Source organism: Acidovorax sp. SUPP2825, from assembly GCF_030158995.1.
Classification (GTDB): domain Bacteria; phylum Pseudomonadota; class Gammaproteobacteria; order Burkholderiales; family Burkholderiaceae_C; genus Paracidovorax.
On sequence record NZ_BQXK01000002.1, the window covers coordinates 99,217 to 124,081 of the forward strand.

Here is a 24,865-nt window from a genome sequence, read left to right on the forward strand (position 1 = left end):
CGCGGTGTGGCCTTCAGCAACGCGGAATGTTCCGCACTTCACCTGGGAATCCAAACATGTCCACGAGCAAAGCAGACGGCGATACGAAAGCCCTGATGGGCCGCATGCAGCAGCAGCAGAACAACCAGAACGCGATGACGGCACTGCAAGCCGAACTGAGCGAACAGCAAGGTAAGAACGCTGTCGTCTCCAACATGGCCGATGCGTTCCAAAAGAACTCCAAGGCCCTGTCGGACAAGCAAGCGCAAGGCGCGGGCTAAAGCGGCATCGCGCCATGGGCGCCAACGCTCATGGTGCTGCACCTTCTCTTTTCCAACGTTCAACTTTTAAAGGAATTCAATCATGTCGACGAGCAAAGCAGATGGCGATACCCGTGCACTGATGGGCCGCATGCAACAACAGCAGGACAACCAGAACGCCATGACGGCACTGCAAGCCGAGCTGAGCGAGCAGCAAGGTAAGAACGCCGTCATCTCCAACATGGCCGATGCGTTCCAGAAGAACTCCAAGGCCCTGTCGGACAAGCAAGCGCAAGGCGCGGGCTGATGCTGCATCGCGCCATGGGCCGCACCGCTCATGGCGCAGCACAGCCTTTTACTTTTTCCCTCACAGGAGAGCCCCCATGGTCAACAAAGCAGATGGCGACACCAAGGCCCTGATGGCCCGCATGCAGCAGCAGCAGGACAACCAGAACGCCATGACGGAACTGCAAGCCAAGCTGAGCGAGAAGCAAGGCCGCAACTCCGTCATCTCCAACATGGCCGACGCGTTCCAGAAAAGCTCCAAGAGCATGACGGACAAGCTTGCGCAGGCTGCGGGATGAAGCGATCGGATCCTCTTTGGATCCAAGGCGTTCCCCCCGCGCATGGATTGCAAGCCTGTCCGCAGCCGCCGCAGGCCATGCCACCTTTCATCACCACGATCGTGACCCTTCTGGCTTGCGCTTCGTACGTCGTACTGGTGAGCGCCGAGGCGGACCATCAACCGACGCCGGCGCAGGGCTGTACGCGAGCCCAGGCCGTCTATGCAGAAGAAACAGGAGTGTTTTTATGAACCCGAAATTTGAGCGCAAGGAATTCGTTACCGCGCTGATCAAACTGGTCTACCGGACCATCGCCCAGGGCATGAACGACGAGGCGTCGGACATCCTTGCCGGAATCCGCACGGTGCGCCCCAAAGTGGCGGAGCTGGACATGATCGACGGCTGGATTTCCTTCCGGCGCGGGGCCTACCGCGAATGCATCCAGCTCGTGCGCACCCTGGAGAACCACCCGGAACAGTGGGGTTCCGCGAAAGCCATGATCGCCAACTGCCAATACATGCTGGGCGATCGCGGCTGGGAGATGACGCTGAACGAGCTGGAGCAAGGCAACGCCGGCCCGGACGCACTCGAACTGGTCAGCGGCCTGGTCATCAACCGGGCCCGGGCCGCAGGCACGTTCCAGGAAACCACCGAGGCACCCAAGCCCGCCGAGGCCGCCAGCGTTTCCGCGTTCCAGATGCCTTTCATGTTCATGCGCGCCTGACACCCCTTCATTTCCGGAGAATCCACCATGGACCCCATCGGCAGCATTGGCGCGGCATCCAGTTCCCTCATCGTCGATCAGGCGTCCAGCCCCTCGATGAACATGAGCGCCGTCGCGGAAAAATTCGCCCGCATGATGAAGGACGCGCCCCCGCTGTCCTCCGTGGAGACCGAGAGCCCGTCCACGCTGGGCAAGATGCTGATCAATCAGGACGAGTCCATCCGCAAGGAAATCCAGGACACGGCGGCGCTCATGCAGGCCGCGATCCAGCAGCCGCCCGGGGTGGACCTGACGGCGTACCAGGTCACTCTGATGTACCAGTTCGCCGGCACCCACTTCCAGGTCCAGGCGATGAGCAGCCTTGCGCAAACCGCCAAGACCGGCCTGCAGACGCTCATGCGCAACCAATAACCCCCTTCAGCGAAGCACCCATCATGGCGCAATCCCTCTGCTCCCGCGCGGCGACCTACCGCCAGTTCGCGCGCCGCGCGCTGATCCCGTTGCTGCTGTTGCTGGCCCTCACCGGCTGCAAGACGGACCTCTACACCAAGCAGACGGAAACCGATGCCAACGACATGGTGGCCGCCCTGCTGGAAAGCGGCGTGCAGGTGAGCAAGGCCACCACGGATGCCGGCAAGACCTGGAACGTGCAGGTCGACCAGGACGATGTGGTTCGCTCGCTGACCGTGTTGCGGTCCTATGGCCTGCCCCGCGAGCGCCACGTCACGCTCGGCGAGATGTTCAAGAAGGAAGGCCTCATCTCCACGCCGACCGAAGAACGGGTGCGCTTCATCTATGGTGTGGCCCAGCAGCTGGAGGCCACGCTGTCGCAGATCGACGGCGTCGTCACCGCACGGGTGCACATCGTGCTGCCCAACAACGACCCCTTGGCATCCTCGGTCAAGCCGGCCAGCGCCTCGGTCTTCATCAAGTACCGCGAGAGCGCCAATCTGGCAGGGCTGGTCGCCGGCATCAAGAACATGGTGGCACGCAGCGTCGAAGGGCTGGCCTATGAAAACGTGACCGTCACACTGGTGCCGGGCATGCCTTTGAGCCCTGCCGTACTGAAGGAAGAGTCCAACAACAGCCTGTGGATCGGCCTGGCCGCCGTGCTGTTCGTCCTTGCCGCGGCGGGTGGATGGCTGGCCTGGAAGCGCCCCGCATGGCTGCCAGCGCCGCTGCGGCGCAAGGAAGCCAGCGCATCGCAACCCGCCGCCGATGCCGCCAAACCCATCCCGGTGTCGACCACAACGGCCGCGGGAGCCTCGGCATGACGCCCCTCCCCGAAACGGACAATGGCCTGGGGCAGCGGCCATGAGCCGGGCCAGCCAACTCGCCTCGCTGGCGCAGGCGCTCCAACTGCGGCTCGAAGCCCTGCACGAAGGCATGGACCCGAGCTGGCGTGCCCCGCTCGGACTGGCGCAATCCGCCCAGGACTGGGACCAGGGGGCCGTGGGACAGCGCATGTCCATTGCGCTGTATGAACGCAGCTGCGGCCCCCTGCCCCCCCTGCCCTCCCTGGACCACCCCGCCAGCCGTCTCGCGCTGATGGACCGGAAAAAAATGCTATCGCGGTTGTGCGCTCTCGCGTTGCTGGGACGGCCCGGTGTGCTGCGCTGCTGCGTCGAGCGCACATCGCGGGCCGCGCTGCAGCAATGCCTGGGGCCGGCCTACGGCGCCTTGCGCGGCCTTCAGGAAGGCACGCCCGTGCCCAGTGAAGTTGCAGCGTGGACGCCCCTCGCGTGGGCCTGGGTCGGTTACCGCGAGCTGGTGCGGGAAGGCGTGTGGCCCGACCGGGGGTTGCGCCGGCTGGCCCGCTTGTCCCTGCCCCTGTCGAGGCAAGACGAGCCCCGCGCCCGGCATGTGCCGGCGGCACTCAGTCCGGCCCATGCCCGACTGGAGCGTCTGGAATCCCTGTTCGAAGGCACACCATGCTGATCTGGTCCAACCCGAGTGGCGCCCACCTGCGCACCGATACCGGCATCCTCCGGGCCCATGAAATCCCCACGGTGACCGGCGTGCTGGGGCTGCTGGAGAGCGTCCGAAATGAATGCGCCGCCATCCGCGAGGAAGCCCAAGCGCAGGCACTGCACACCGCCGAAGAAGCCGAACAGTCGGCCCAGGCCCTGCTGCAGCAAGCGCGGGAAGAGGCCGAAGCCCTGGTGGACGAGGCCCGGCGGGAGGCCGCTGCCGAGCGGGAACTGGGCTACGCCCATGGCGAGCGCGAAGCGGCCGCGCGGTGGCACGGCCGCTTCGCGCAGCTCAAGGCCACGCATGAAGCCGCCTGGCACGCCATGGACACCCAACTGGCCGGCGTGGTCGCGCTGGCCGTCGAGCGCATCGTGCAGTCCGAATCGCGCGAAGCCCTGTTCCGGCGCGCCCTGTGGACCGTGAAGGATGCGCTGCGCCAGGCGGGAACGGCCAGCCTTCGCGTTCACCCGGACGAGGCCGACGCGGCACGCACCGCCATTGCCTCGGCCGTGCGTGGGCCGAACGAACCCGAGGTGCGCGTCGAAACCGATGCATCGCTCGCGCTGGGCTCCTGCATCTTCGAATCCGACATCGGCCGGCTCGACACCAGCCTCGGCGTGCAGCTCGCTGGTGTGCGCTCTGCACTGGAGCGGGCCACCCGGTTGGCGATGGCCAATGCTTCGCAGGAAGCCAGTACGCCGCCAGACCCCGAAGAGATTGAGATCGAACCTTTGCATGAGGTCCAGCCGCCGTCCGCCCACGAAGCCACGGAGTGGCTGGAGGCGTACGAGGCCGAAGCCGAAGAGGCGGAGGAGCCTCTCTTACCCGAGGACCCGCTGGACACCGAAGAGCCGGTGTCCGAGCAAACCCTGGTATCCGTTGCACCGCCTCTGGCCCAGAGGGCAGACGCTTCGCCCAACTGGTTCTCATCCGCCAAGCCGTTGGAAGACGAAGACGATGCGACGGACTGGCTCGAAACCCTGGACCCGATGAACGGGACGGCCGGCGACGGCGATGACTACGAGGAAAAGCACCATGCTTGAAGTCTCCGGACTGCCCCAATGGATGGAGCAGGAAATTGCCTCCGCGACGATCGTTCGCCGCAGTGGCAAGGTCGTCGAGGTGATCGGCACCTTGATGCGCGTGACCGGCCTGGACGCCAAGCTCGGCGAGCTTTGCCATGTGCTCGATGAAAGCGGTGGCTTGCTGCAGGCCGCCGAGGTGATCGGCTTTGCCAACGGCCAGAGCATCCTGTCGCCGTTCGGATCGATCCTCGGCGTGCGGGGCGGCTCGGCGGTGGTCGGCCTGGGCGAGGTGCTGTCCGTCCCCGTGGGCCCCAAGCTGCTGGGCCGGGTGATCGACAGCCTGGGCCAGCCCATCGATGGCAAGGGCCCGCTCGATTGCCTCGAGCGCCGCCCGGTGTTTGCCCTTCCACCCACCCCGATGGAGCGGGAAATGATCGAGCACCCCTTGCCCACCGGCGTGAAGGCCATTGATGCCCTGCTCACCCTGGGCGAAGGTCAGCGCATGGGCATCTTCGCCCCGGCGGGGGTCGGCAAGAGCACGTTGATGGGCATGCTGGCGCGTGGCACGGAGTGCGACATCAGCGTGATTGCGCTCATCGGCGAACGGGGCCGCGAAGTGCGGGAATTCGTCGAGTTCATTCTGGGCGAAGAAGGCATGGCGCGGTCCGTGGTGGTGTGCGCCACCTCCGATCGGTCGTCCAGCGAACGCGCCAAGGCGGCCCACGTGGCCACCGCCGTGGCCGAGTACTACCGGGACCAGGGCCTGAAGGTGCTGCTGATGATGGACTCGCTCACCCGCTTCGCCCGCGCGCAGCGGGAAATCGGCCTGGCGGCGGGCGAGCCCCCCGCGCGGCGCGGCTTCCCGCCCTCGGTGTTCGCCGAGATTCCCCGCCTGCTGGAGCGGGCCGGCATGGGTGCGGTGGGCTCGATCACGGCGCTTTACACCATTCTTTACGAGGACGAGAGCGGTGGCGACCCGATCTCCGAGGAAGTACGAGGCATCCTGGACGGCCACATGATCCTGTCGCGCAAGATCGCGGCGCGCAATCAGTACCCGGCCATCGATGTGCTGGGCAGCCTGAGCCGCGTGATGTCGCAGATCGTGCCCAAGGACCATCAGCAGGCGGGTGGGCACTTTCGCCGCCTCATGGCGAAATACGACGAGATCGAACCGCTGGTGCAGATGGGGGAGTACAAGCCCGGCAACGATGCGCTCGCGGACGAGGCCATGCAGAAAATGCCCCAGATCCTGGATTTCCTGAACCAGGCCACATCGGATCTCTGGGATTTCGACCGATCGGTGGGCACCCTGGCACAGGTGGCCAACGGCTGACCCCACGGCCCACCGGCCGGGATCGGGCCAACGGTCAGGCCAGGCGTCGGGGCAAGAGACCGGCGAGCGAGGCGATGGCCATGCGGCCCACGCCGGGCGCCGTGCGCAATGCGAACCGCGTTGCCTGCCCCAGCAGGCCCAGCGGGCGCACGTGGCCGTCAACCATGTCCCGCCACAACAGTGCCGTCATCAGACGCGACAGATCGATGCCGAGGTAAAGCGTCGCCAGCGCCAGGCATGCCACACGCCGGGCATAGCCCACACCGAACGCACGGGCCACATCGGAGGCCACATGGCGATGTCCGACCTCTTCCTCGCAATGCCAGCGCCACATCCGCGCCTCACGGCCATCGCCCTGCAGCCAGGCCGTTCCCTGCAGCACCTGCGCTGAGAGCAACGCGGTCAGGTGCTCGAACGCCTCGGCCAGTGCCAGGCGCATCGGCAGCGGCAGACCGGCCAGGTCCTGGACCGCCGCCGCGACCCGCCCCTCCAGCTTGGACACCGGCACGCCGGCCTGCGCCAGGCGCTCGTTGTAACGGCGATGCGCTCGCTGGTGGGTGGCTTCTTCCCGCACGAAGCGCAGGGCCTCGTCACGCAGTGCGGGGGCCGACACGCCTTGCCCGCCGTCGGCCTGGAGCGCGTCGGAGATGGCATCGATCACGAAGGCTTCGCCGGACGGCAGCAAAAGCGACAGGGCGTCGAAGAACCGCGTGCGGAACAGGTCCCCATTCCAGGGCACCATACGGGCGTGCGTCGCGGTCAAAGCAGCGCTCCAGCCCAGTGCGTGGCACGTCGCAGCACCGCAAACGGCAGAATGCGCCACAGGGGCCATGCTGCCGCGAGCGGCACGGTGCCACGCAGCAGGACGCCATGGTCCAGCGAATCCGCGTGCGGGAAATAGTCCGGCCGCACGCCGACGATCTCGCGGAAGCCCTTGCGGTGGTAATACCGCAGCTGGGCATCGGCCGGCAGGCCGCCGCGGCGCGAATGCACATAGGTGTCTGCATCGGGCGCAAGCCCTTCCTGCAAGGCGCGGCGCAGGCCGGGCACCGGCGATCCCAGATAGATGTCGCGCCAGCCATGCCGAAGCGCGTGGGGCCAGAAGAATCGGATCAACTGGCAGGCCGCCTCCGGGTCCACGCTGGTCAGGCTGATCCCGAAGAGGCTGCCGCCAGGCTGCGCGTCGCCCGGTTGTCCCGCGCAATCGTGCCAGGAACGGGCGGCCACCAATGCCTCACGGCAGGCCGGTTTCATGAAAAGCGATGCCAGCGCCTCCCCTGTTTTAGGGCAGAACGCACCTACGCACAGATCGGGATGCGCCAGGATGCGACTTTGCAGAGCTGCTTCGTCAGCGGCTTGCTCCGGCGTCCATTGCCGGGCTTCCAGGCGGAGCAATTGCGGAATGTCGTCCAGACCCAAAAACCGCGCACGGGGCCGGCTGGCCACCCGTGAAACGCTCTGGGGCACCATGGCTGGCGAACGCGCTCTGCGCGATGGCAACCAAGAGCCCGCTGGCGCGGTGCGCCGAATCTGCATATCGAAAGACATGGGGCCGGATGATCGCCAGCCCGTGTGAAAGGCTGATGACACCCCGTGCAATCGGCCACCGCTGGCCTGACCCGCTCGCTTGTCGGTCGATCGCTTCGCATGCCGGCTGCCTGCGCTGGGCATGGCTGCCTACCCTGGAGGCATCCCGATCAACGCGAGAACGCCATGAACAGCCTTATCCTGAAAAGCCCCCCTACAGAACTGCGCCCGGTAGCGGGCGGCCTCTTGGCCTGGCTGAGCGCCAAGGCCTCCGGCGCCCATCGCCTGCGCCGCGCATCGTCCCGTCGCATGGGTGGCGCGTCCTCGGCGCCTGCCGCAAAGCAAGCAGCCGCCCGGCCGGCCGAGCAATCCGTGCGGGACCTGTCCGAGGGGCAGGCTGGCGTGCCGGTGGTGCGTGGCACACAGGGCCTGCTCGATATTTGCGAAGACGGACTTTTCCCCGGGTTGCGCAAGATCGTGCTGCGGGGCGAGTTCAGCGACGCGGATCTGCAGCACCTGCCCGGGTCGCTCGAGGAGCTGGAACTGCTGCATTGCAAAGGCATCAGTTCCGCAGGCCTGGCACAACTTTGCCAATTGGATCTGCGCTCGCTCACGGCCCGCCATCTGCACATCGATGCGCAAGGCGCAGCGATCCTCGCAGGCCATCCCACGCTGCGCTGCCTGGACCTCAGCCACAACCCGATTGGCGATGAAGGCGCTCGCGCGCTGGCTCGAAACCCCGGCGTGCAAACGTTGCGGCTGAACGACTGCGGCATCGGCAATGCGGGCGCGGCCGGCTTGGCGGCCAACCCCCACCTCCAGGTGTTGGAGCTGCGCAGCAACCCCACGCTGGGAGCCGATGGCATCCGGGCCCTGGCCCGCAGCCACGGCATGCGTTCGCTCGACCTGAGCGACAACCGGCTGCGCGACCCGGCCATCGCCCCGCTGGGCAGCAACCGCAGCCTGACCCATCTGGTACTGGGCGGCAACCTGATCGGCGAGGACGGTGCGCGCAGCCTGGCGGCACACCCGTTCCTGGAGTCGCTGAACCTGCAACGCAACCGGATCGGCGACAAGGGCGCCGGCGCTCTGGCGCGCATGCCACGGATGCACACTCTGGTCGCATCAGGCAACGGCATCGGCACGGCCGGTGCGCAAGCCCTGGCGCAGCACACCGCCCTGACCACCTTGGACCTGCGCCACAACCCGATTGGCGATGCCGGTGCCCAGGCGCTGGCCGACGCCCCGTCCCTGGTCTGCCTGGATGTGGGCAGTTGCCAGGTGGGCAATGCCGGCGCGTGCGCGTTGGGCCGCTCCCGCACGCTGACTCGCCTGGTCCTGCGCAACGACATGGCCGGCACCGTGCAGATCACGGAAGCCGGCGCGTGCGCACTGGCCGCCAGCGCCTGCCTGACCGAACTCGACCTGGAGGGCCACCAGATCGGTTCCGGTGGTGCGAGAGCCCTGGCAGCCAATCCCCGCTTGCAGAAGCTGAACCTGGCCCGCAACCGGATCGGCGAGTCGGGTGCGCACGCGCTGGCCGGCAATCGCACGCTGGCATCGCTGGACCTGTGGAGCAACCCGTTTTCAGAGCGGGGGAACCGCGCGTATGCGCAAACGCATCGCGCACTGATGACGGCCCTCGGCTGAAGGCGTCCGGCATTGCCGAAGGGGCTGGCTGGGCGCCCATGATCGGGGTAATAGGGGCCCGGATCGAGAGAACGGTGCGCGCTCAAGCGCTGGCTTCACCGACTGTCTGATGGCAGGCAGGTCCGGTGCCACGGCGCCGGCCTGCGATGCATCAATCGGACTTGGGCTTGACCCAGTCGGTCAACTCGTCCCGGTGCCGCAGAGTGCGGATGGTTTGGTCGACCATCTCCTGGATCTCCGCGATCTCTTCCCTGTGCTCGCCTGCGCCAGTCGCGCCACTCAGTAGAAGCCGCTGAACGAACTCCAGATCAGCCAATTTCGGCTCGCGAGCGTCTCGCAGACTAGCCAGCTTGTCCATCGCCGTGCTGAGGTACAACGCCTCGTCGCCGCGATATTCGGGAATCGCGCCTTGCAGCGCCGAACCCCGGGTGGCCAGCTTTCCCTGCACGATATACGCCGCATTCGACAGCCGTACCAGCTTGTTGCTTCGCCACTTGTCCAGAGAATCGTTCAGGCTGTGCGATGCGCCGCCCAGATACTCCTTGCTCGCCTGCCAGACAAAATCGTTGGAAGAACTCTGGCCCGCCTGCTGCAGCATGTAGCCCTGCGATCGCAGGGATTCGCCTGGCAGGGCAGAGTTGGAGCCGCCCCGCCCCAATTGTCCGACCAGGGCGCCGATGCCGGTCGAGGCAACGCCTGCCATCACATTGGACGCCAGCGAACGGCCCATGTCGCTGACCCGGGCACGCACGTCGTCGCCATTGGGCAACCATGATCCGCTGGTGCGCCAGGGGCCGATCCAGAAGTGCTGCGTCAATGCCAGCGTTTCCTTGGCCACCTCCGCGCCATAGCCTGGCAACCCTTTGATATCGGCCAGTCCCGCCGCGGGCAACCCGGGCTGGGGCAGGCTTTTGGCAAACACGTTGGCCTTTTGCGTCCCCCCTGCGAAATCGTCCAGGTTGGCATAGGCCACGGACTTACCCATGCCCAGCGCCAGCTTGGTCACGCCCCCTCCGAGCCCCGAAGCCCATAGCGAGTGCGCGAACACCAAGGCGGGATTGGTGAACGCGTAGATCGGCATCACCTGCCGGCGCAGCACATTGAAGCCCGCCGTCATCAGCGGCTGGGCCAATACCCCCCACTGCTTGCCATCCAGTGCCGCCTGCAGCGTGGTCACCGACTTGCGCCGCAGGTCCGCCTGGGCCTTCAGCTCGTTCATCGTGGGCAAATGCGGCGAGCCACCGAGCGAGTCTGCCGTCACCGGCCTCCAAAACTCCTTTTGTCCGTTCACCACCCGGATCTGTACCGGGCAAGGGTCGGGGACCAGCACGTGCGGATCGATGGCCTTGAACTGGGGAAAGTTGGCCATGGCCGCTCGCCGGTCCATGGCCGACAGCAACGTGGTATCGACCATGTGGGCGGTGAGCCCCCCGAGGGTGCCGCCCGCGAGCGCCGAATCGTACTGGTTGCTCAACTCTCCGATGTTCACCGACTGGCCTTCGGCATTCAGGCCCGAGCGCGGACCGATGGCGGTGGCCATCGCATTGGTGGCGGGCGAACGCGCCATCGAGTTCAACAACTGCCGGGCAAAGTCGTACCCCGCAGGCAAGGCCGCATCGCCAGCCCGCAGCGAGTAGCCCTCGGCCCCGGCGGCCTCCCGCGCATCGGCCTTTTGCCGGGCCCACTCGCTGTATTGCGCGGCCATATCGCGCTGCTCCTGGCTGTTGTCCATGAGAAACGGCATGTTATCCAGGGCGGCCACCAGGCGGGCGCCCGCCGACAGAGCGGGCCGGTCTGCGGCCGGGGGATCGACCGCCACATCCGGAATGCCGGCCTCCAGGTCCACCATGTCGATGACGATGTCTTGCACCGGCGCCTGCACATCGGTTGCCTGGGCAGCTGCAGGCTGTGGCGCCTGGCCTCGCCATCCCACCTGTCCCGCCAGGGCATGGGCGCCGGTCCATGCAGCCCCCAAGCCTTGCGCCATGCGCCGTCCACCCGACTGCATGGTCTCCATCCAGCTGCGGGAGGCCCCGGCATTGGCAAGGCCTTCGTTCGGGGTCGGCATGTCGATGGCGACGTAGCTTCCGGACGCCGGCGGGGAGTTGGTGCTCCGTTCGGGCAGCGCTGTTCGGCGCATCGGAGTGGCCGGCTCGGCGGTGCCTGGCGCGGTGCGCGGGCTCAGGTCCTGGTGCTCGAGCGTTTGCGTCCGGGGCCGCTCGGTCGTGTGGCTGGCGGCCGTGGTGTTGGCATCGGTCCGATGGGGGGTAGACCGAATGCTGCGGCCAGTGATGTTCGGGTGGTCCATGGGAGTGTCCTTGGGTCCAGAAATTCGTGAAACGGAGGGTCAGCCGGTCTCAAGCCGAGGACGGCGCTGGCGCGGGTTCGTCCAGCAGTGCCTGCAGCACGCTGGTCCCGATTCCGTTGAGCATGTCCATGGCGGTGGCCGCGTCTTGCGGCGCCTCGATCCAGGACAGCGAACTGAGCTGCAGCATGCCTTCGGCGGATGCGCCCAGATACCAGCCGAACTCTTTCAGGATCGCGGCCTGCAACGTCAAAAGCTTCAAGACCTCCGGGCCGGCAAGCTCTTGCGCCGCGACCGGCAGCAGCACTTCGGGCAGCACCGCGGCATGCTCGGGGTGCAAATGGAAACGGCCGGCCAAGCCGGCCGGCCCGCTGATGACCCGCGGGGCCACCAGGAGAAGGCCGTCTTCCGCCCGCAGGCCGATGTGCACGGCCAACTGGGTCAGGAAATCGATCTGGGCGCGCGTCGCGGCCTCGGGCACGCGGGCAACGGTGGATGGGGCGCTCATGGGAGTGTCCTATGACGAATTGAGTGGGGGGTGTGGGAGAGAAATCAGGGCACGGAGGTGGCACCGACGGAAAGACATTGCCCTGCCGCTGCTGCTGAAAACGAGGCAGCAGGCCGTGTGGCGGCGGGATGCGCCGCACGCAGGCGCAGCGGCTGGCAGGGCAGGCGAACGCCTGCATGCACCAGCCGCTGTGGCCAAGCAAGGCCGGAAGATCCGCTGGCATGACGCAGCAGACTTCCAGCCTCTTTTTCATCAGCCCGTGAAGGCCTTCGTACCGCGGTTTTCCGCACCTTCCACCTTGGTGGCTGCGGGTGCGAGCACATCGTGGGGCGCGCCAACGATGTCGTTGTTGGCCAGCTTGATGTTGGCCTGCGTCGCGTCGGTACGCACCACGGCTTCCTTGACGTTCCTGATCGTCGAGTTGGTGATCGAGATGTCGGTCGCGAAGTCCTTGCCACCGTTGGTGCGGACCAGCTTGCTGGTGCCATCGAAGAAGGAGTTGTCGATGGAGAAGGCGCCGCCGTGGTTGAGCTGGAACGTCTTGTCGGTGGCGTTCGATGCGCCGCCGTTCTTGAACACCACGTCGCCTTCGCCCTTCTTCGTCATGAAGTCCTCGCCCACATCGCGTCCGAACACGCCGTCGATGGTGGCATTGCCCATGGTGTGAATGCCATCTGCGCCCGAAATCTGCACATTCTTCAGGGTCGCACCGGGTTCCAGCACGAACAGCGGTTTCTGGCTTTCGCCTTGTCCACCATCTCCCAGGGCAGGGCCGGCCTTGAGATGCATCATCTTGCCGTATTCCTTGAGGCCATCGAAGGTTTCCCCAGCCTTCACGACGATGGTTTCGTTCTGGATCTTCTCGGCGTCATACGGCGGAATGCTCGTCACCTTGCCGGCAGAGCCAGAACCGGTGGTGGAGGGGGTCTCGGAAGGTTTGGTGCCGGTAGACGGACCTGTCGTGGAAGGCTTGTCGGTGGAAGGCTTTTCCGTACCGCCGCCATCACCCACTGGAGGCTTCGTACCGCCGCCATCACCCACTGGAGGCTTCGTACCGCCGCCATCACCCACTGGAGGCTTCGTACCGCCGCCATCACCCACTGGAGGCTTCGTACCGCCGCCATCACCCACTGGAGGCTTCGTGCCGCCGCCATCACCCACTGGAGGCTTCGTGCCGCCGCCATCACCAGAAGGCTTCGTGCCGCCGCCACCACCAGCAGAAGGCTGAGTGCCGCCACCACCACCAGCAGAAGGCTGCGTGCCGCCGCCACCACCGCCTCCACCCGACTCGCTATCGGACTCGTCCGGCTTCTTGCCCGTCAGGAGTTCGATCAGTTTTTGCAGCAACTCCATCAGTTGTTGGGTTGCATCCTGTGCGCCACCATTTTGCTTGTCGCCATTGGCCAGCTTGTCCAATGCGCTGCTGTCGCCCTTGATGAGGGCCTCGACCAATTGCTTGAGCATGTCGCCCGGCGAGCCCTGCCCTTTTGCACCATCAGTTCCATCGACTCCACCGGAATCACCAGTTCCGCCAGTTCCACCGGCATTGCTGGTGCCGCCAGAGTCCTTGGTGCCGCCGGCCCCACCGCCATCACCAGAGCCTTCCGCCTTTCCGCCCTGCAGGGTTTGCAGGATTTGCAGAATCTGCTCGAGCACCTGCAGCAGCTGCTGGATCGACGACTGGCCGTCGCCGCTTTGCGTGCCGTCCGCGCCCTCAGGGCCGCCAGTGCCGCCAGTGCCGCCAGTGCCGCCAGCACCGTTTGTGCCTCCGGTGCCACCCGTACCGTTTTTCCTGCCCAGGTCTTCCACCGCACCCGAGCCACCCGACAGCAGTGCTTCGATGAATTGCTTGGCCAGATCGCCAATGTCGCTGGCGCCTGTATTGCCGTCGCCACCGCTGCCGCCGCCGTTGGTTTGCCCCGTGCCGCCTGTGGTCATCTTGTCCAGGATCTGGCGCAGATAGCTTTCGCCCAGTTGCTCCAGCAGGTTGCCACCGCTGCCGCTGTCCTTGCCCATTTCATCGAGCGTGTTGCCGCCACCGCCGCCGAGCTTGTCGGCAATGCTTTTGGCCAGATCGCTGGCAGGATTCTTCTGCGAGTTCTGCTCCATGGACTTGGCGATCTGCTGCAGCAACTCGCCGAACTGCTGGATCAGGCCGGCCACGCCCTGGCCCTTGTTCGCGCCGCCGCCTCCGTTGGCGCCGCCCGCACCGCCCTTGCCCGACACACCATCCGTGCCGCCCGCTTTGCTGTCGGAACCGTCTTTGTCCATCGCTTTCATGACTTGCTGCAGCACCAGCACGACCAGCTGGAGCAGTTCGTCCTGCAGTTTCTGGGAAGAGTTCTGTTGGTTGTCCGACAGAGAGTCCAGGTTGTTGTTGAACCGGGAGGTGGTCTGGGTTTGGAAATTGACTGACATACTGACTCCTTAAGGCAAAGTGAAAAAAAAGCTGCCCACCCCATGGCGGCTCAGACAGAGAAATGCGGCGAAGGGATCCACCGTGTTGCGCGACGGCGTGGGTTCAGAGAAAGCGACTGACTGCGGTGGCGACCGGATCGACACGTGGTGGGAAACCCCGGCCCCGCGGTGCACATCGCTGGGACACTGCAGGCGCGACGGCACGAGGGGACGTCCACACCTCACCGACACAGCGCATCGGCGCGCCGCCAATGCACAGGACAGGCTGGCAGTCCAGCTGCGAAGGCGGGACTGCGCGGCCTGCCGGTTGCCCTCAGCGTCATCCATGGGGCACCGCCGGCGATTGGGGTGAGGCAGGGGGCGAGGCCGCAGGCGACAGCAAACGCTTGATGCGCTCGGCCACGGGCCGCATCGTGAGTTGCGGCCGCACCTGCTGGAAGAAAACGCCCACCAGGAGCACCAGCAGCAGCATGGTCGTCGCCCCCTTGATGGGCTGCGCGAGGCTGTTGGGCTCCAGCTTTTCTGCGGCCTTTCCCAGCAAGCCAATGCCCAGGTCGATGAGCATCAGGATCACGATCACCGGTCCGGCGATCTTGAGCACGGTTTCGGCGTAGTTGGTGACTTCGGTCGGCAGGAACCGCTCCATCAGCACCGACCAACTGGGCATGACGCCCGTGAGCGGCCACCACTCGTACGAATCGAACAGCAGGCCGATGAAGACCAGCATGCCCCCCAGCATGTAAAAGCCTACGATGGCCAGTTGCGACAGCAGGTTGCCCACCGGAGTGCTCTGCTGGCCGCTGAGCGGATTGGTCTGCTGAATGTTGTTGTAGCCGGTCTGGTTGTCGATGAGCATGCCCACGCTCTCGGCCACCCAGAAGACGGTGCCGACCGCGAACCCGATCAGCATTCCGATGACGCCCTCCTTGAGCACCAGCACCGCCATGTCCACGGCGGTCAGCGAATGCAGCAGTTCGGTCGGCTGGCCCCAGGCCACGAAGGCGCCCAGCACGAGCACGAGCCCACCGCGAGTGCGTCCATACAGCAGCATGTCGTTCGTCGCCGGCATGACGAGCATGGCGGCATAGATGCGCGCGGTGGACAGTGCCAGCACGGCAAAGAAGCCCTTGAGATCGAGGGTCAGCTGGAAAAGGCCCAGCCCCTGCTGCATGGAGGGGTCCATCGCCACCTCATGCCCTGGCGCCGCGCGCCAACTGCAATCGCGTGCGCGCAGCGGCACGGGAGCAGGCCAGCATGCGAGCAACGGCCGTTTCCTCTGCCTCCTCGTCCTGCGCGTCCTCCTGGGCCCGCTCCGCCTCCTGCACGGCCCGCTCCAGCCGGGCCTCGGTCGCCTCCAGTTGCTGCGTTGCCCGCCGCAGGGCGTACTCGCGCTCGGCCACCCGCTGCACGGCCGCCTCCACCTGCGTTGCAGCGCGCTGCGTCAGCTTGCCGGCATCGGCGCTGCGCACTTCGGCCTCTTTGACCAGAATTTGCAGCGTGACCACTTCCTGCGCATGAAAGCCTTGCGGACGCTCGGTGGTCGAGGCGATCCGGCCGCGCACGTCGCTCTCGGCCTGGCGCACTTGCGCCTCCTCGGCCACGGCCGCTTCGTGCGCGGCCTGCTCGCGGTCGCGCTGCCGGGCGCTCTCCTGCAATGCCGCTTCGCTCTGCTCGACGCGCCGCTTCTTCAGGCGCACCAGGATGCGCAACCCCTTGATCGTGCTCATGAATCCCTCTCCAGCGGCCGACCGACATCGATCGACCTTCTGGCGGCAATACTAGAAGCGCGCGGCCTCGCGCCATGGAGCCCGAACGAAGGCAGTCACGGCAATGCGAATGTGGGCACGCAGCGCAGGACTGCGATCCGTCACGTTCGTCTGCGAGGGCAAGGACTTCGCATCGATCGCGTGCCAGGCGGCGTGCAGAGCTAGATTGCAAGAACCCATCGCGCACCGCGACCAACGAGCCCACGCCATGTCAGAAAAAACGGAAGAACCCACAGACAAGAAGCTCCTGGACGCCCGCAAGAAGGGCGAGGTCCCCAAGAGCCAGGACGTCGTGGCCGCGGCCATCCTGGTGGCCTCGCTGCTGGTGCTGATCGGCTCCGGCCCCATGCTCTACGACCACATCGCGAAGGTGGTGAAGACCGCCATGCACCAAGGCATGCAGGCGCAGGACACGCAGGAGGTTCTGGCGCTGATTTCCTCCATGGTGCTGGACGGCGCGATCGCCGCGTTCTCCCTGGTCATCGTCTCCGTGCTGGTGGCGATCATTGCCATGATGGGCCAGGTGGGGGTGATCATTTCGTTCGAAGCCATCCAGCCGAAATTCGAGAAACTGAACCCCGCCGAAGGCCTCAAGAAACTGATCAACGCACGCTCGATCATCGAGTTCTGCAAGTCGGTGGTGAAGGCGGTGGCACTGGGAGCCGTGATCTGGCAAATCGTGCTCAGCCTCGTGCCACTGCTGGTGGGCTCGGCCTACCTTTCCGCCCAGGGCGCGGGCCAGGTGGCGTGGAGCGCCATCCTGCGGCTGATCGGGTTTTCGTGCCTGGTGTTCGTGATCATCGGGCCCGTGGATTTCGGCTTGCAGCGCTGGCTGTTCATGCGCGACCAGCGCATGAGCAAGGACGACATCAAGCGCGAGCGCAAGGACAGCGACGGAGACCCCCACGTGAAGGGCCAGCAGCGCTCGCTGCGCGACGAACTGGCCAACAGTCCACCGCAGGAACGCGTGCCAGGCGCCACCGTGGTGGTCACCAACCCGACCCACTATGCCGTGGCCCTGCTCTACGAGGAGGGCGTGACGCCCCTGCCGATCGTGGTGGCCAAGGGGATGGATGCACAGGCCGCAGTGATCCGCGGGCTGGCCGCAAAGCACGGTGTTCCGATCATCGCCAACCCGCCCCTGGCCCGCGCGCTGCACCGCCTGCCGCTGAACCAACCCATTTCCGAAGAGCTGCTCGAGTCCGTCGCCGTCGTGCTGCGTTGGGTCGCAGAGCTCGACCAGTTCGGTGGCGGCACGGCCGCAAACACCTCTCCTCCCTGACAAGCCTTCACCACCAGGAACACCCCAATGGCCAAACGTTTCGACTCCACCCTGGTCAACGACATGACGATGGCGGGCTTTCTCGTCGGCGTGATCGCGCTGATGATCCTTCCGCTGCCGACCATGCTCATCGATGCGCTACTGGCCATCAACCTCACGGTGAGCATCCTGCTGCTGATGACCACGCTGTTCATACCGGACGCGCTGTCGCTTTCGACCTTTCCTTCGCTGCTGCTGTTCACCACGCTTTTCCGGCTGGCGCTGAACATCGCCTCCACCAAGGCGATCTTGCTGCATGCCGATGCAGGCCACCTGATCGAGAGCTTCGGGCAGCTGGTGGTGGGCGGCAATCTGGTGGTGGGGATCGTGGTGTTCCTGGTCATCACCATCGTCCAGTTCATCGTGATCGCCAAGGGCTCGGAGCGCGTGGCGGAAGTCGGCGCGCGCTTCACGCTGGATGCCCTGCCCGGCAAGCAGATGAGCATCGACGCCGACTTGCGCGCGGGCCTGCTGACGCCCGATGAAGCCAAGCGAAAACGCGCTCACCTCGGAATGGAAAGCATGCTGCACGGCGGCATGGACGGCGCGATGAAGTTCGTGAAAGGCGACGCCATCGCCGGGCTGATCATCACGATGGTGAACATCCTCGCCGGGGTCGTGGTGGGCATCATGTACCACAACATGACCGCTGGCGAAGCGGCCAATCGCTTCGCGGTGCTGTCCATCGGCGATGCCATGGTGTCGCAGATTCCGGCCCTCTTCATCTGTATGGCGGCCGGCGTTCTCACCACCCGGGTGACCGACGAGCACAAGAAAAAGCCCACCTCGCTCGGCCAGGACATGACCGAGCAACTGACCCGCAACCCACGGTCGATGTACCTGGCGGCGGCGCTCACGGCGGGCTTCGGGTTTATCCCGGGCTTTCCGATGGTGCCGTTCGCCCTGCTGGCGGGTGGGCTGGTGGCTGGCGGGCATTTCCTCACCAAGAAACGCACCCAGCTCGCAGGCAATTCGCTGTCCAAGCCGATCGCGGCCCTGATGCGCGAGGGGGCCAAGGGAGACGCGCCCTCCATCCAGGAAAAGGCGCCCGAGTTCGCCAAGCCGCTGTCGATCCGCATGTCGGATGCGTTGGGCAAGCTGATCGATGCCGAGCGGCTCAACGGCGCGCTCAACAAGGAACGGGAAGGGCTGCAATCCCGGCTGGGCCTGCCGTTTCCCGGCGCTGCGATGTGGGTGGCCACCGAGCTGGCCGGCCTGCGTTACGAGGTGCTGATCAACGACGTTCCGGTGGCACAGCCGGAACTGCCGGGCCGCATGCTGCTGCTGCTCGACCCCCAATCGCCACTGGCCACATCGGCTCAGCAACACGGACCCGCGCTGGGCAGCGAGGTCTCGCTGTGGCTGGCACCGGAGGCCGTGCCCATCGCCCAACGCGAAGGCGTATGCATCGATGTGGAGCAGGTCATCGCGCGCGAAGTCGTCGGCATGCTGCAGCGGCACGCCCACCTGTTCATGGGGGTTCAGGAGGTGCAGTGGGTGATCGAGCGAAGCACGCCGGAATACCCTGGTCTCGTGGCTGAGGTGCAGAAGATCATGCCCCTGCAGCGCATGGCCGAGGTGCTGCGCAGGCTGCTGGAAGAACAGGTGCCGATCCGCAACATCCGCAGCATTTTCGAGAGCCTGATCGTCTGGGGACCCAAGGAAAAAGACCTGCTGCTGCTCACCGAGTACGTGCGCTCCGACCTGGGTCGCTATCTCGCGCACGAGGCGACCAGTGGCCAGCGGCATCTGTCGGCCATCTTGCTCGATCCGGACATCGAACAGGCGATCCGCGGCTGCATCAAGCCTACGCCGGCGGGTAACTACCTGGCCATGTCGCCCGACGACGCGCGCGACCTGACCGAGCGCATCGCCGCGGTTGCCGACACCGCAAGACAACCCGGCGTGGCCTTGGTGACGTCGATGGACATTCGCCGCTATGTCAAGAAGATGATCGAAAGCCGTCTCGACTGGCTGCGCGTGTACTCGTTCCAGGAGTTGGGAACCCAGGTGGAACTGCGGCCTATCGGCCGCGTTTCCTGAGGCCCGCGGCCATGAGTTCCCTTCAGCGCCCCGACCACACCCTGCGCCACGTCGCGCACCCCGCAGTGGCGGCCACCGCCGCGCTGCTGCGGCCGAACTCGCAAGAACGGTTTCGCCGCGAGCTGTTCCCCCCCGCACTGCCGCAGGAAGACCCCGCCGAAGGCGAGGCGATCGAGTCCACCGATCCCTTCGCCATGGCTGCGGACGGCGCCCCGCCCGATCCCACGGACTCGGGCGAGGGAGAGCCTCGGGAGCAGGCCGATGCGCAAGGCGATTCGCCGCACGAAGAAGAGCGGGACGACAACGCACTGCCCGCTCCTGCGCCGCAGGCAGCGACGCCGGACCCATTGCCACCGCAATATTTCTTCATCCAGGGCGATACCGTGCCGCCGCCACTGGCACGCACACCCGCCCCCGGGGAAGCGGGGCAAGACCTCCCCGACGACCGGCCACCCGTGCACACCGTCGGGGCCACCGGTACCGCCACGGATGCGGAGCCGCCGCAATGGCTGCGGGATACCGCGCAAACCATTACCGATCTGTGCCTGCGGGCAGACCCGGCCTTCCAGTCCTGGGCCGTCACAGTGCCCATGGACCCCAAGGTACTGCCGGAATGCGAACTGGCGCTGGGGCTTTCGTCCTATGCCATGACGCTTCGCTTCCGAACGGTGTCGTCCGAGTCCCGCCACCTAATCTCAAAGCATCGCGATCAACTGCACGGGTTGCTTGCCCGCCTGGGCACGGCCCAACGAAGCATCGACATTGACCTGGAATGACCTTGAACGCTGTCAAGCCACCGGCTTTCCCCTTAAGCGACCTCGCAAGGTATCTGCCGCCCATGGACCACGGCGAAGCCCGTCTGGCGCGGGTGATGTTCGATCGGCGGTTCGTGCGTTGGGTCCGGGCCCTTTCGGGACAACCGGGTGCGTCGATCAGCCGGGCGCCCGGTCGATCCGGCAAACGCATCAGCATGGAATTTCGGTCGGCGCAGGGCACGATGCGGCTGTCGGTCCCCAGGACCGACTGGCCTGCGCTGGAGATGGCGGCGCGCCTGCCGGACCCCGCGCTGGCCCGGGACGTTGCGCAGTCGCTGCTGGCCCAGCCGCTCGCCCCGTTCCAGTCCCGCTTCGCAGGCCTGGTGCTGCATGGGATGCAGCTGGACTCCGGCGCTGCGCCTTTCGAGATCACTGCAAGAAATCGCCGCATCGGGCTGCAGGCCATCGACGAAGCGATGGCCGGGCAGATCCAGGCGCTGCTGGCTGCCTCGGTCCGAAGCGACGCAAGCCACCTTCTCGGCCTGCGCGTGGCCTGCCGCATCCGGCTCGCGCGCAAAACGTATGGAGCCTCCGAACTGGGCTCGGTCAGGGCGGGCGACGTGCTGCTCACAGGCGTGCCCGCCGGCGCTTCGGCCTCTTTGCATTGCCACTTGTCTTTTGGAATGGGCGTCTCCATGGAAACCACCGCACAACTCGATATCGACTCGCACGAAGCCACGCTCGACGGGGCACCTCAGCCCGGCAGCGAACCCATTCCGGAGCACGACCTGCCAGCGGGTGCGGAAATCGGTGCCATCGGAAAGCTGTCCATCCCCGTGGCGTTCGAGATTGACAGCGCCCGTGTCCGGCTTGACGATCTCGCGGCCTTCGGACCGGGCTCGGTCATCACGCTGGACATGCCCGTGCGCGAAGCACTGGTGCGCCTCGTGTGCCACGACCAGGTGGTCGGTACCGGCCGCCTGATCGTCATCGGCGAGCAGCTGGGCGTGCGCATCGAGCGCATGGGGCTCAGCCAGGCGGCCGAAGCACCACCACAAGACTTGCCATGACGCCGCTGTCATCCGTCCAGGGGCTGGACCCCATCTCGCTGTTCATCGCCCTGATGGCGCTGGCGGTGCTGCCGTTCGCGGCCATGGTGGTGACCTCGTACACCAAGGTGGTGGTGGTGCTGGGCTTGTTGCGCAACGCGCTGGGCATCCAGCAGGTGCCGCCCAACATGGTGCTCAACGGCATCGCCATCATCATTTCGATCTACGTCATGGCGCCGGTCGCCATGGAGGCGGCCGACAAAATCCAGAACGGGCCGCCGTCATCGCAGACGTCGAACACTCAGCAGTTGTTGGCAGCCGCTTCCGCCGCGAAGGAACCGTTCCGGCAGTTCCTCGTCAAGCACGCGCACCCGGCCGAAAAAGCATTTTTCCTGAAGTCGGCACAGGCGATATGGCCCCAGGAACGCGCCAAGGCACTGCTGGTCGACGACCTGATCGTGGTGGCCCCCGCTTTCTTGCTGACGGAGCTGACGGCCGCCTTTCGCATCGGCTTCCTGCTGTATCTGTCCTTCGTGATCGTGGAACTGGTCATCGCCAACGTGCTGCTGGCCATGGGCCTGTCTCAGGTGTCGCCCACCAACATCGCCATCCCTTTCAAGCTGCTGCTGTTCGTCGTGCTCGACGGGTGGTCCCAGGTCATGCACGGACTCGTGCTGACCTACCGATGACGGAGCTCGCAACGCCATGACACACGACAACATCGTTCAACTGACGTCCGAGGCACTGATGCTGTGCCTCATTCTTTCGCTGCCTGCCGTGGCCGTGGCGGCCATCGTCGGTTTGCTGGTGGCGCTCGTGCAAGCCGTGACTTCGCTCCAGGATGCTGCCATTTCGCAAGGCATCAAGCTGATCTGCGTGACCGTCACCGTTGCGGTCTCCGCCCCGTGGGTCGGGACCACCGTGTTGCAGTTCTCCCAGAGGCTGCTTGCCGCCACGTTCACGCCATGAACCCCAACGCGCCGCTCTTCCGCGGGCTGCAGCAGTTGCAGCGGCTCAAGCAGTTGCGCCTGCGCGAACACAACCACCTGCTCGCAGTGCAGCATGATCAGGCCGCGCGCAACGCCTCGCTCATGCAGCAAGGCCGGTTCGGCGACTACATTTTCCGTACGGTTCCCCGTCCGCCGCTGCCCTTGCCACCCAAGCAGACCCGACTCCCCGGCCAGCCCGATGCCCCGCTTTTTGCGCCAGGGCAGGACATTCCGCTCGAAATCCTGCAAACCGATCCCGAAGAAGCCGAAGCACGGCTGGGATCTGCCGAGCGGTGGAAAGCGGCCCTCGACGACGACCGCGGAGAGCGCTATGCGCGGTACCGGGAATCGCTGCGGGACACCGGGAACGAGCCCACGGCGCTGGACAGCTTTCTGCGACAAGGAAGCAGCAGCCGTGACAAGGGGGACTCCCAAGAGAACTCCGAAGGCGGCAACTCTGGATCTGGTTCCGGCTCGGGATCTGGCTCCGGGTCGGGTTCCGGTTCCGGTTCCGGTTCCGGTTCCGGTTCCGGGTCAGGATCTGGCAAAGGCGATCAAGGAAGTTCACGTGACAACCCTCAGGCAAGCCGAATGGCCAAATCGGGCCTTGCGGAGGGAGCCATGGCGGCCCACCAGGTTTTGCAGCGGCATTACGCCGGCACGGCGCAAGACCGGGCCCAGGTCCTTACCCGGCGGCTTTGGGAGCACAGCCGAAAGCCCCACTTCGCCGCCACCCCCACGCGGGGCATGGCGGAGATGGCGGCTTACCTGCAAAACCACGAAGAGCAGGGTGCATTGGGAACCCTGCAGCGGGTCAAGATGGCGTTGTTGCTGTGCGGAGGTCCCGCTCCCGATGCAGCCAGTGACACCGTTCGCATGAAAGACCTCAAGGCCTTGCTGCCGCTCGCGTTGCTGAGCACCGATCTCCCGCGCACGCCGTCCCAGGCGAGCATCGCTGCAGAGCGGCAATTGCAGGCCAGCCAGTCCCTGAAACGGCCCGTTCGCCCATGAGTCTCGACCAATACAACCAACTGGTCACCGAGTTGTGCGAAGCCATCGACTTGCCCGATCCGCAGGCGGTGCTCGCACAGGGCTGGATCGAGGTCGAAGGGTTCGAGGTTCTGCTGTCGCACTACGAGAACGACCCCGCAGCGCTGTATCTCAACTTCCATTTCGGCATCGTCACCGCAGGGCGCACGCTGACCATCTTCCGGCTCCTGCTGGAAGCCAACCTCACCGTGTATGCGCAGGATCAGGCCCAGGCGGGCATCAACCCCGATACGGGCGGCATCATCCTGATCGTGCGGGTGCCGATGACACCGGAAATCACCGGGACCTGGCTGGCCGAAACGCTGACCCACTACACCGAGCACGGACGCTACTGGAAAGACAACGTGCTGAGCTCCACCGACGAAGCCTTCAACGGCATTTGCGCGGGGGACTACATCTGGCTCAAGGTTTGAAACCCGGGCCCCCGCCGCCAATGCCCTGATCGGGCTAGAACGTGTTCAAGGCCTTTTTTGGAGCCCATGCTGACGCGCAATCGGAGGGGGTGGGCCCCAGTGGCACCGCATGGGCGGGTGCGCATGCAGGTCGCCGGAGCGCTGCGTCATCCGGTTCCGCTCCAGCCCGCGGGACCCGTACCTTCTCAGGCGACCGGCGGCGTGGCAGCGCTGGCCGAAGTCCCAGGCGATGGCTGGCGCATTGCGCCTTGCACCCCATCCCGAAACGTCACTTGCACGGCCCGAAAAAGACATTGAGCACGTTCCTGCTGCCGTTACCAGTAAAGCGCGGTGTATTCGCTGCCGACCGCTTCCGTCCCCTCATGGGACAGCAACCGGTAGCCGCGTCCATAAGCCGCCTGGACGCGCAGTTGGCACCCGGCCTCCCGCAGTTTGGTGCGCAGCTTGTAGATGTGCTGCTCCAGGGTGCGTTTGTTGGACTCGACCGAGCGCCCCCACACCTTGGCGATGATCGTGGGCAAAGACACCACTTGGTTGGGCTTGGAAAACAGCAGGCAGGCCAGTTCGCATTCGCGGTGCGTGAGACCCACCGTCTTGTCCCCATGAACGAGGCAAAGCCTGGCCGGGTCGAGCCGGCAGCCGTCGACATCAATCGGGTGGGCGGCCTGGAACGCCTGGGCTTCCATGTGGCCGCGCAGCCGGGTCTTGAGTTCGTCATGCCCGACGCGGGAAAGGCTGATGTAGTCCACCGCCCCGCAGGCCAGGGCCACGCCGAAGCCGGCGTGCAACTCGGCCCCCACCACCACGACGGGAACCTGATCGGAGACGCAGGTTTTGATCAATCCCAGATCTTCCGCCAAGGTGCCTCCGCAGTCTTCAAGGATCACGGCATCAAAAGCCTGCTGCCTCACTTGCATGCGGAAGGCCGCAATGCTGACGTGCAGCATGGCTTGAATTCCGCCACGGGAAAGCAGATCCACCAGGAACTGGTTCACCGTCGATCGACGCGAAAGAAGAGCAATGTTCATGGAAACCCTCGACGCAAATTTATATCGACAAATGGCGGCGCATCACGCTGCCCCCTGGCCTGTTCAGCTGGGCGTGGGTGCCAAAAAATCGCCATCCGGTTGCTACACATAGTCACAGATTTTGCAATTTTTTCCCAGCCTTCCGCGGAACAGAATCAGCTAAATATTCTTTGCAGTATGCCCTTTCG

At 65.6% G+C, this 24,865-nt stretch carries 26 protein-coding genes; 18 read left to right on the plus strand and 8 right to left on the minus strand.

What is annotated here, in order from left to right:
* The first annotated feature begins 56 nt into the window (after positions 1-56).
* From AVAK2825_RS02925 to sctN, 9 genes are all read left to right on the plus strand, one after another.
* Positions 57-260, plus strand: a complete 204-nt coding sequence (locus AVAK2825_RS02925; RefSeq protein ID WP_284394232.1) for a hypothetical protein — start codon at positions 57-59, stop codon at positions 258-260.
* Positions 261-342: 82 nt separating this feature from the next.
* Entirely contained in the window at positions 343-546 is a 204-nt protein-coding gene (locus AVAK2825_RS02930) for a hypothetical protein (protein ID WP_284394233.1), read from the plus strand.
* A 76-nt stretch (positions 547-622) separates the two neighbouring features.
* Positions 623-823, plus strand: a complete 201-nt coding sequence (locus AVAK2825_RS02935; RefSeq protein WP_284394234.1) for a hypothetical protein — start codon at positions 623-625, stop codon at positions 821-823.
* A 226-nt stretch (positions 824-1,049) separates the two neighbouring features.
* Positions 1,050-1,526, plus strand: a complete 477-nt coding sequence (locus tag AVAK2825_RS02940; protein WP_284394235.1) for an HrpB1 family type III secretion system apparatus protein — start codon at positions 1,050-1,052, stop codon at positions 1,524-1,526.
* Positions 1,527-1,553: 27 nt separating this feature from the next.
* A complete protein-coding gene (locus tag AVAK2825_RS02945) occupies positions 1,554-1,937 on the plus strand; it encodes a type III secretion protein (protein WP_272565623.1) in 384 nt (127 codons plus the stop codon).
* 23 nt (positions 1,938-1,960) lie between these two features.
* Positions 1,961-2,800, plus strand: coding sequence for a type III secretion system inner membrane ring lipoprotein SctJ (gene sctJ, locus AVAK2825_RS02950; RefSeq protein ID WP_284394236.1), 840 nt, complete (start codon positions 1,961-1,963; stop codon positions 2,798-2,800).
* A gap of 40 nt (positions 2,801-2,840) precedes the next feature.
* Positions 2,841-3,464 carry a type III secretion protein HrpB4 gene (locus tag AVAK2825_RS02955; protein WP_284394238.1) on the plus strand — a complete coding sequence of 208 codons (624 nt, stop codon included), beginning with the start codon at positions 2,841-2,843 and terminating at the stop codon, positions 3,462-3,464.
* Positions 3,458-4,540: a type III secretion system stator protein SctL gene (sctL, locus tag AVAK2825_RS02960; protein ID WP_284394239.1), complete on the plus strand. Its 1,083-nt coding sequence runs from the start codon at positions 3,458-3,460 to the stop codon at positions 4,538-4,540. Before AVAK2825_RS02955 ends, sctL begins: the two co-directional genes overlap by 7 nt.
* Positions 4,533-5,855, plus strand: a complete 1,323-nt coding sequence (gene sctN / locus AVAK2825_RS02965) for a type III secretion system ATPase SctN (protein ID WP_272565633.1) — start codon at positions 4,533-4,535, stop codon at positions 5,853-5,855. Before sctL ends, sctN begins: the two co-directional genes overlap by 8 nt.
* Before the next feature lie 34 nt (positions 5,856-5,889).
* Here sctN and AVAK2825_RS02970 read toward each other — a convergent pair whose 3' ends face one another.
* Together AVAK2825_RS02970 and AVAK2825_RS02975 are read right to left on the minus strand one after the other, a co-directional pair.
* Positions 5,890-6,618 (minus strand): metal-dependent hydrolase, encoded by a 729-nt coding sequence (locus AVAK2825_RS02970; RefSeq protein WP_284394240.1) that lies wholly within the window; start codon positions 6,616-6,618, stop codon positions 5,890-5,892.
* Positions 6,615-7,325 (minus strand): hypothetical protein, encoded by a 711-nt coding sequence (locus AVAK2825_RS02975; protein ID WP_284394241.1) that lies wholly within the window; start codon positions 7,323-7,325, stop codon positions 6,615-6,617. Before AVAK2825_RS02975 ends, AVAK2825_RS02970 begins: the two co-directional genes overlap by 4 nt.
* Positions 7,326-7,568: 243 nt before the next feature.
* Here AVAK2825_RS02975 and AVAK2825_RS02980 point away from each other — a divergent pair, with 243 nt between their 5' ends.
* Positions 7,569-9,032, plus strand: a complete 1,464-nt coding sequence (locus AVAK2825_RS02980) for a leucine-rich repeat domain-containing protein (protein ID WP_284394242.1) — start codon at positions 7,569-7,571, stop codon at positions 9,030-9,032.
* A 151-nt stretch (positions 9,033-9,183) separates the two neighbouring features.
* Here the strand turns inward: AVAK2825_RS02980 and AVAK2825_RS02985 are convergent, their stop codons facing one another.
* The 5 genes from AVAK2825_RS02985 to AVAK2825_RS03005 all read right to left on the minus strand — a co-directional run bounded on the left by AVAK2825_RS02985 (position 9,184) and on the right by AVAK2825_RS03005 (position 15,990).
* Positions 9,184-11,340 (minus strand): hypothetical protein, encoded by a 2,157-nt coding sequence (locus AVAK2825_RS02985; protein ID WP_284394243.1) that lies wholly within the window; start codon positions 11,338-11,340, stop codon positions 9,184-9,186.
* A 49-nt stretch (positions 11,341-11,389) separates the two neighbouring features.
* Positions 11,390-11,845, minus strand: a complete 456-nt coding sequence (locus AVAK2825_RS02990) for a hypothetical protein (protein WP_284394244.1) — start codon at positions 11,843-11,845, stop codon at positions 11,390-11,392.
* A 252-nt stretch (positions 11,846-12,097) separates the two neighbouring features.
* Entirely contained in the window at positions 12,098-14,263 is a 2,166-nt protein-coding gene (locus AVAK2825_RS02995) for a pectate lyase (protein WP_284394246.1), read from the minus strand.
* A 319-nt stretch (positions 14,264-14,582) separates the two neighbouring features.
* A complete protein-coding gene (gene sctT, locus AVAK2825_RS03000) occupies positions 14,583-15,446 on the minus strand; it encodes a type III secretion system export apparatus subunit SctT (RefSeq protein WP_284394248.1) in 864 nt (287 codons plus the stop codon).
* Between the two features lie 7 nt (positions 15,447-15,453).
* Positions 15,454-15,990 (minus strand): type III secretion protein, encoded by a 537-nt coding sequence (locus AVAK2825_RS03005; protein ID WP_284394249.1) that lies wholly within the window; start codon positions 15,988-15,990, stop codon positions 15,454-15,456.
* A 247-nt stretch (positions 15,991-16,237) separates the two neighbouring features.
* Here AVAK2825_RS03005 and sctU point away from each other — a divergent pair, with 247 nt between their 5' ends.
* From sctU to AVAK2825_RS03045, 8 genes are all read left to right on the plus strand, one after another.
* A complete protein-coding gene (gene sctU / locus AVAK2825_RS03010) occupies positions 16,238-17,311 on the plus strand; it encodes a type III secretion system export apparatus subunit SctU (RefSeq protein ID WP_284394250.1) in 1,074 nt (357 codons plus the stop codon).
* A gap of 27 nt (positions 17,312-17,338) precedes the next feature.
* Positions 17,339-19,393 (plus strand): type III secretion system export apparatus subunit SctV, encoded by a 2,055-nt coding sequence (sctV, locus tag AVAK2825_RS03015; protein ID WP_284394252.1) that lies wholly within the window; start codon positions 17,339-17,341, stop codon positions 19,391-19,393.
* 11 nt (positions 19,394-19,404) lie between these two features.
* Complete coding sequence (locus AVAK2825_RS03020) at positions 19,405-20,169, plus strand: type III secretion HpaP family protein (RefSeq protein ID WP_284394253.1); 765 nt, start codon at positions 19,405-19,407, stop codon at positions 20,167-20,169.
* A 194-nt stretch (positions 20,170-20,363) separates the two neighbouring features.
* A complete protein-coding gene (gene sctQ, locus AVAK2825_RS03025; protein WP_284394254.1) occupies positions 20,364-21,218 on the plus strand; it encodes a type III secretion system cytoplasmic ring protein SctQ in 855 nt (284 codons plus the stop codon).
* Entirely contained in the window at positions 21,215-21,886 is a 672-nt protein-coding gene (sctR, locus tag AVAK2825_RS03030) for a type III secretion system export apparatus subunit SctR (RefSeq protein ID WP_284394255.1), read from the plus strand. The genes sctQ and sctR overlap by 4 nt, the downstream gene beginning before the upstream one ends.
* A gap of 16 nt (positions 21,887-21,902) precedes the next feature.
* Complete coding sequence (gene sctS, locus AVAK2825_RS03035) at positions 21,903-22,166, plus strand: type III secretion system export apparatus subunit SctS (RefSeq protein WP_272565653.1); 264 nt, start codon at positions 21,903-21,905, stop codon at positions 22,164-22,166.
* Positions 22,163-23,197, plus strand: a complete 1,035-nt coding sequence (locus AVAK2825_RS03040) for a hypothetical protein (RefSeq protein WP_284394258.1) — start codon at positions 22,163-22,165, stop codon at positions 23,195-23,197. The genes sctS and AVAK2825_RS03040 overlap by 4 nt, the downstream gene beginning before the upstream one ends.
* Positions 23,194-23,649: a CesT family type III secretion system chaperone gene (locus AVAK2825_RS03045; protein ID WP_272549503.1), complete on the plus strand. Its 456-nt coding sequence runs from the start codon at positions 23,194-23,196 to the stop codon at positions 23,647-23,649. The genes AVAK2825_RS03040 and AVAK2825_RS03045 overlap by 4 nt, the downstream gene beginning before the upstream one ends.
* 314 nt (positions 23,650-23,963) lie before the next feature.
* On the opposite strand, the gene AVAK2825_RS03050 is transcribed toward AVAK2825_RS03045, so the two are convergent.
* The gene (locus AVAK2825_RS03050) at positions 23,964-24,677 is read right to left on the minus strand and encodes a winged helix-turn-helix domain-containing protein (RefSeq protein ID WP_284394261.1); all 714 of its coding nucleotides are present in this window, start codon (positions 24,675-24,677) and stop codon (positions 23,964-23,966) included.
* Positions 24,678-24,865: the final 188 nt, after the last annotated feature.

What these genes read in the sequence shown, in the direction of transcription:
- sctN (WP_272565633.1), top strand. Translation starts at nt 4,533, where the DNA reads ATGCTTGAAGTCTCCGGACTGCCCCAATGGATGGAGCAGGAAATTGCC.
- AVAK2825_RS02935 (WP_284394234.1), top strand. Translation starts at nt 623, where the DNA reads ATGGTCAACAAAGCAGATGGCGACACCAAGGCCCTGATGGCCCGCATG.
- AVAK2825_RS03020 (WP_284394253.1), top strand. Translation starts at nt 19,405, where the DNA reads ATGAGTTCCCTTCAGCGCCCCGACCACACCCTGCGCCACGTCGCGCAC.
- AVAK2825_RS02990 (WP_284394244.1), bottom strand. Translation starts at nt 11,845, where the DNA reads ATGAGCGCCCCATCCACCGTTGCCCGCGTGCCCGAGGCCGCGACGCGC.
- sctJ (WP_284394236.1), top strand. Translation starts at nt 1,961, where the DNA reads ATGGCGCAATCCCTCTGCTCCCGCGCGGCGACCTACCGCCAGTTCGCG.
- AVAK2825_RS03005 (WP_284394249.1), bottom strand. Translation starts at nt 15,990, where the DNA reads ATGAGCACGATCAAGGGGTTGCGCATCCTGGTGCGCCTGAAGAAGCGG.
- sctT (WP_284394248.1), bottom strand. Translation starts at nt 15,446, where the DNA reads ATGGACCCCTCCATGCAGCAGGGGCTGGGCCTTTTCCAGCTGACCCTC.
- AVAK2825_RS02995 (WP_284394246.1), bottom strand. Translation starts at nt 14,263, where the DNA reads ATGTCAGTCAATTTCCAAACCCAGACCACCTCCCGGTTCAACAACAAC.
- AVAK2825_RS02975 (WP_284394241.1), bottom strand. Translation starts at nt 7,325, where the DNA reads ATGGTGCCCCAGAGCGTTTCACGGGTGGCCAGCCGGCCCCGTGCGCGG.
- sctR (WP_284394255.1), top strand. Translation starts at nt 21,215, where the DNA reads ATGACGCCGCTGTCATCCGTCCAGGGGCTGGACCCCATCTCGCTGTTC.
- AVAK2825_RS02955 (WP_284394238.1), top strand. Translation starts at nt 2,841, where the DNA reads ATGAGCCGGGCCAGCCAACTCGCCTCGCTGGCGCAGGCGCTCCAACTG.
- AVAK2825_RS02940 (WP_284394235.1), top strand. Translation starts at nt 1,050, where the DNA reads ATGAACCCGAAATTTGAGCGCAAGGAATTCGTTACCGCGCTGATCAAA.
- AVAK2825_RS02930 (WP_284394233.1), top strand. Translation starts at nt 343, where the DNA reads ATGTCGACGAGCAAAGCAGATGGCGATACCCGTGCACTGATGGGCCGC.
- AVAK2825_RS02980 (WP_284394242.1), top strand. Translation starts at nt 7,569, where the DNA reads ATGAACAGCCTTATCCTGAAAAGCCCCCCTACAGAACTGCGCCCGGTA.
- sctU (WP_284394250.1), top strand. Translation starts at nt 16,238, where the DNA reads ATGTCAGAAAAAACGGAAGAACCCACAGACAAGAAGCTCCTGGACGCC.
- AVAK2825_RS03050 (WP_284394261.1), bottom strand. Translation starts at nt 24,677, where the DNA reads ATGAACATTGCTCTTCTTTCGCGTCGATCGACGGTGAACCAGTTCCTG.
- AVAK2825_RS03040 (WP_284394258.1), top strand. Translation starts at nt 22,163, where the DNA reads ATGAACCCCAACGCGCCGCTCTTCCGCGGGCTGCAGCAGTTGCAGCGG.
- sctL (WP_284394239.1), top strand. Translation starts at nt 3,458, where the DNA reads ATGCTGATCTGGTCCAACCCGAGTGGCGCCCACCTGCGCACCGATACC.
- sctQ (WP_284394254.1), top strand. Translation starts at nt 20,364, where the DNA reads ATGGAATTTCGGTCGGCGCAGGGCACGATGCGGCTGTCGGTCCCCAGG.
- AVAK2825_RS02945 (WP_272565623.1), top strand. Translation starts at nt 1,554, where the DNA reads ATGGACCCCATCGGCAGCATTGGCGCGGCATCCAGTTCCCTCATCGTC.
- sctS (WP_272565653.1), top strand. Translation starts at nt 21,903, where the DNA reads ATGACACACGACAACATCGTTCAACTGACGTCCGAGGCACTGATGCTG.
- AVAK2825_RS03045 (WP_272549503.1), top strand. Translation starts at nt 23,194, where the DNA reads ATGAGTCTCGACCAATACAACCAACTGGTCACCGAGTTGTGCGAAGCC.
- AVAK2825_RS02985 (WP_284394243.1), bottom strand. Translation starts at nt 11,340, where the DNA reads ATGGACCACCCGAACATCACTGGCCGCAGCATTCGGTCTACCCCCCAT.
- AVAK2825_RS02925 (WP_284394232.1), top strand. Translation starts at nt 57, where the DNA reads ATGTCCACGAGCAAAGCAGACGGCGATACGAAAGCCCTGATGGGCCGC.
- sctV (WP_284394252.1), top strand. Translation starts at nt 17,339, where the DNA reads ATGGCCAAACGTTTCGACTCCACCCTGGTCAACGACATGACGATGGCG.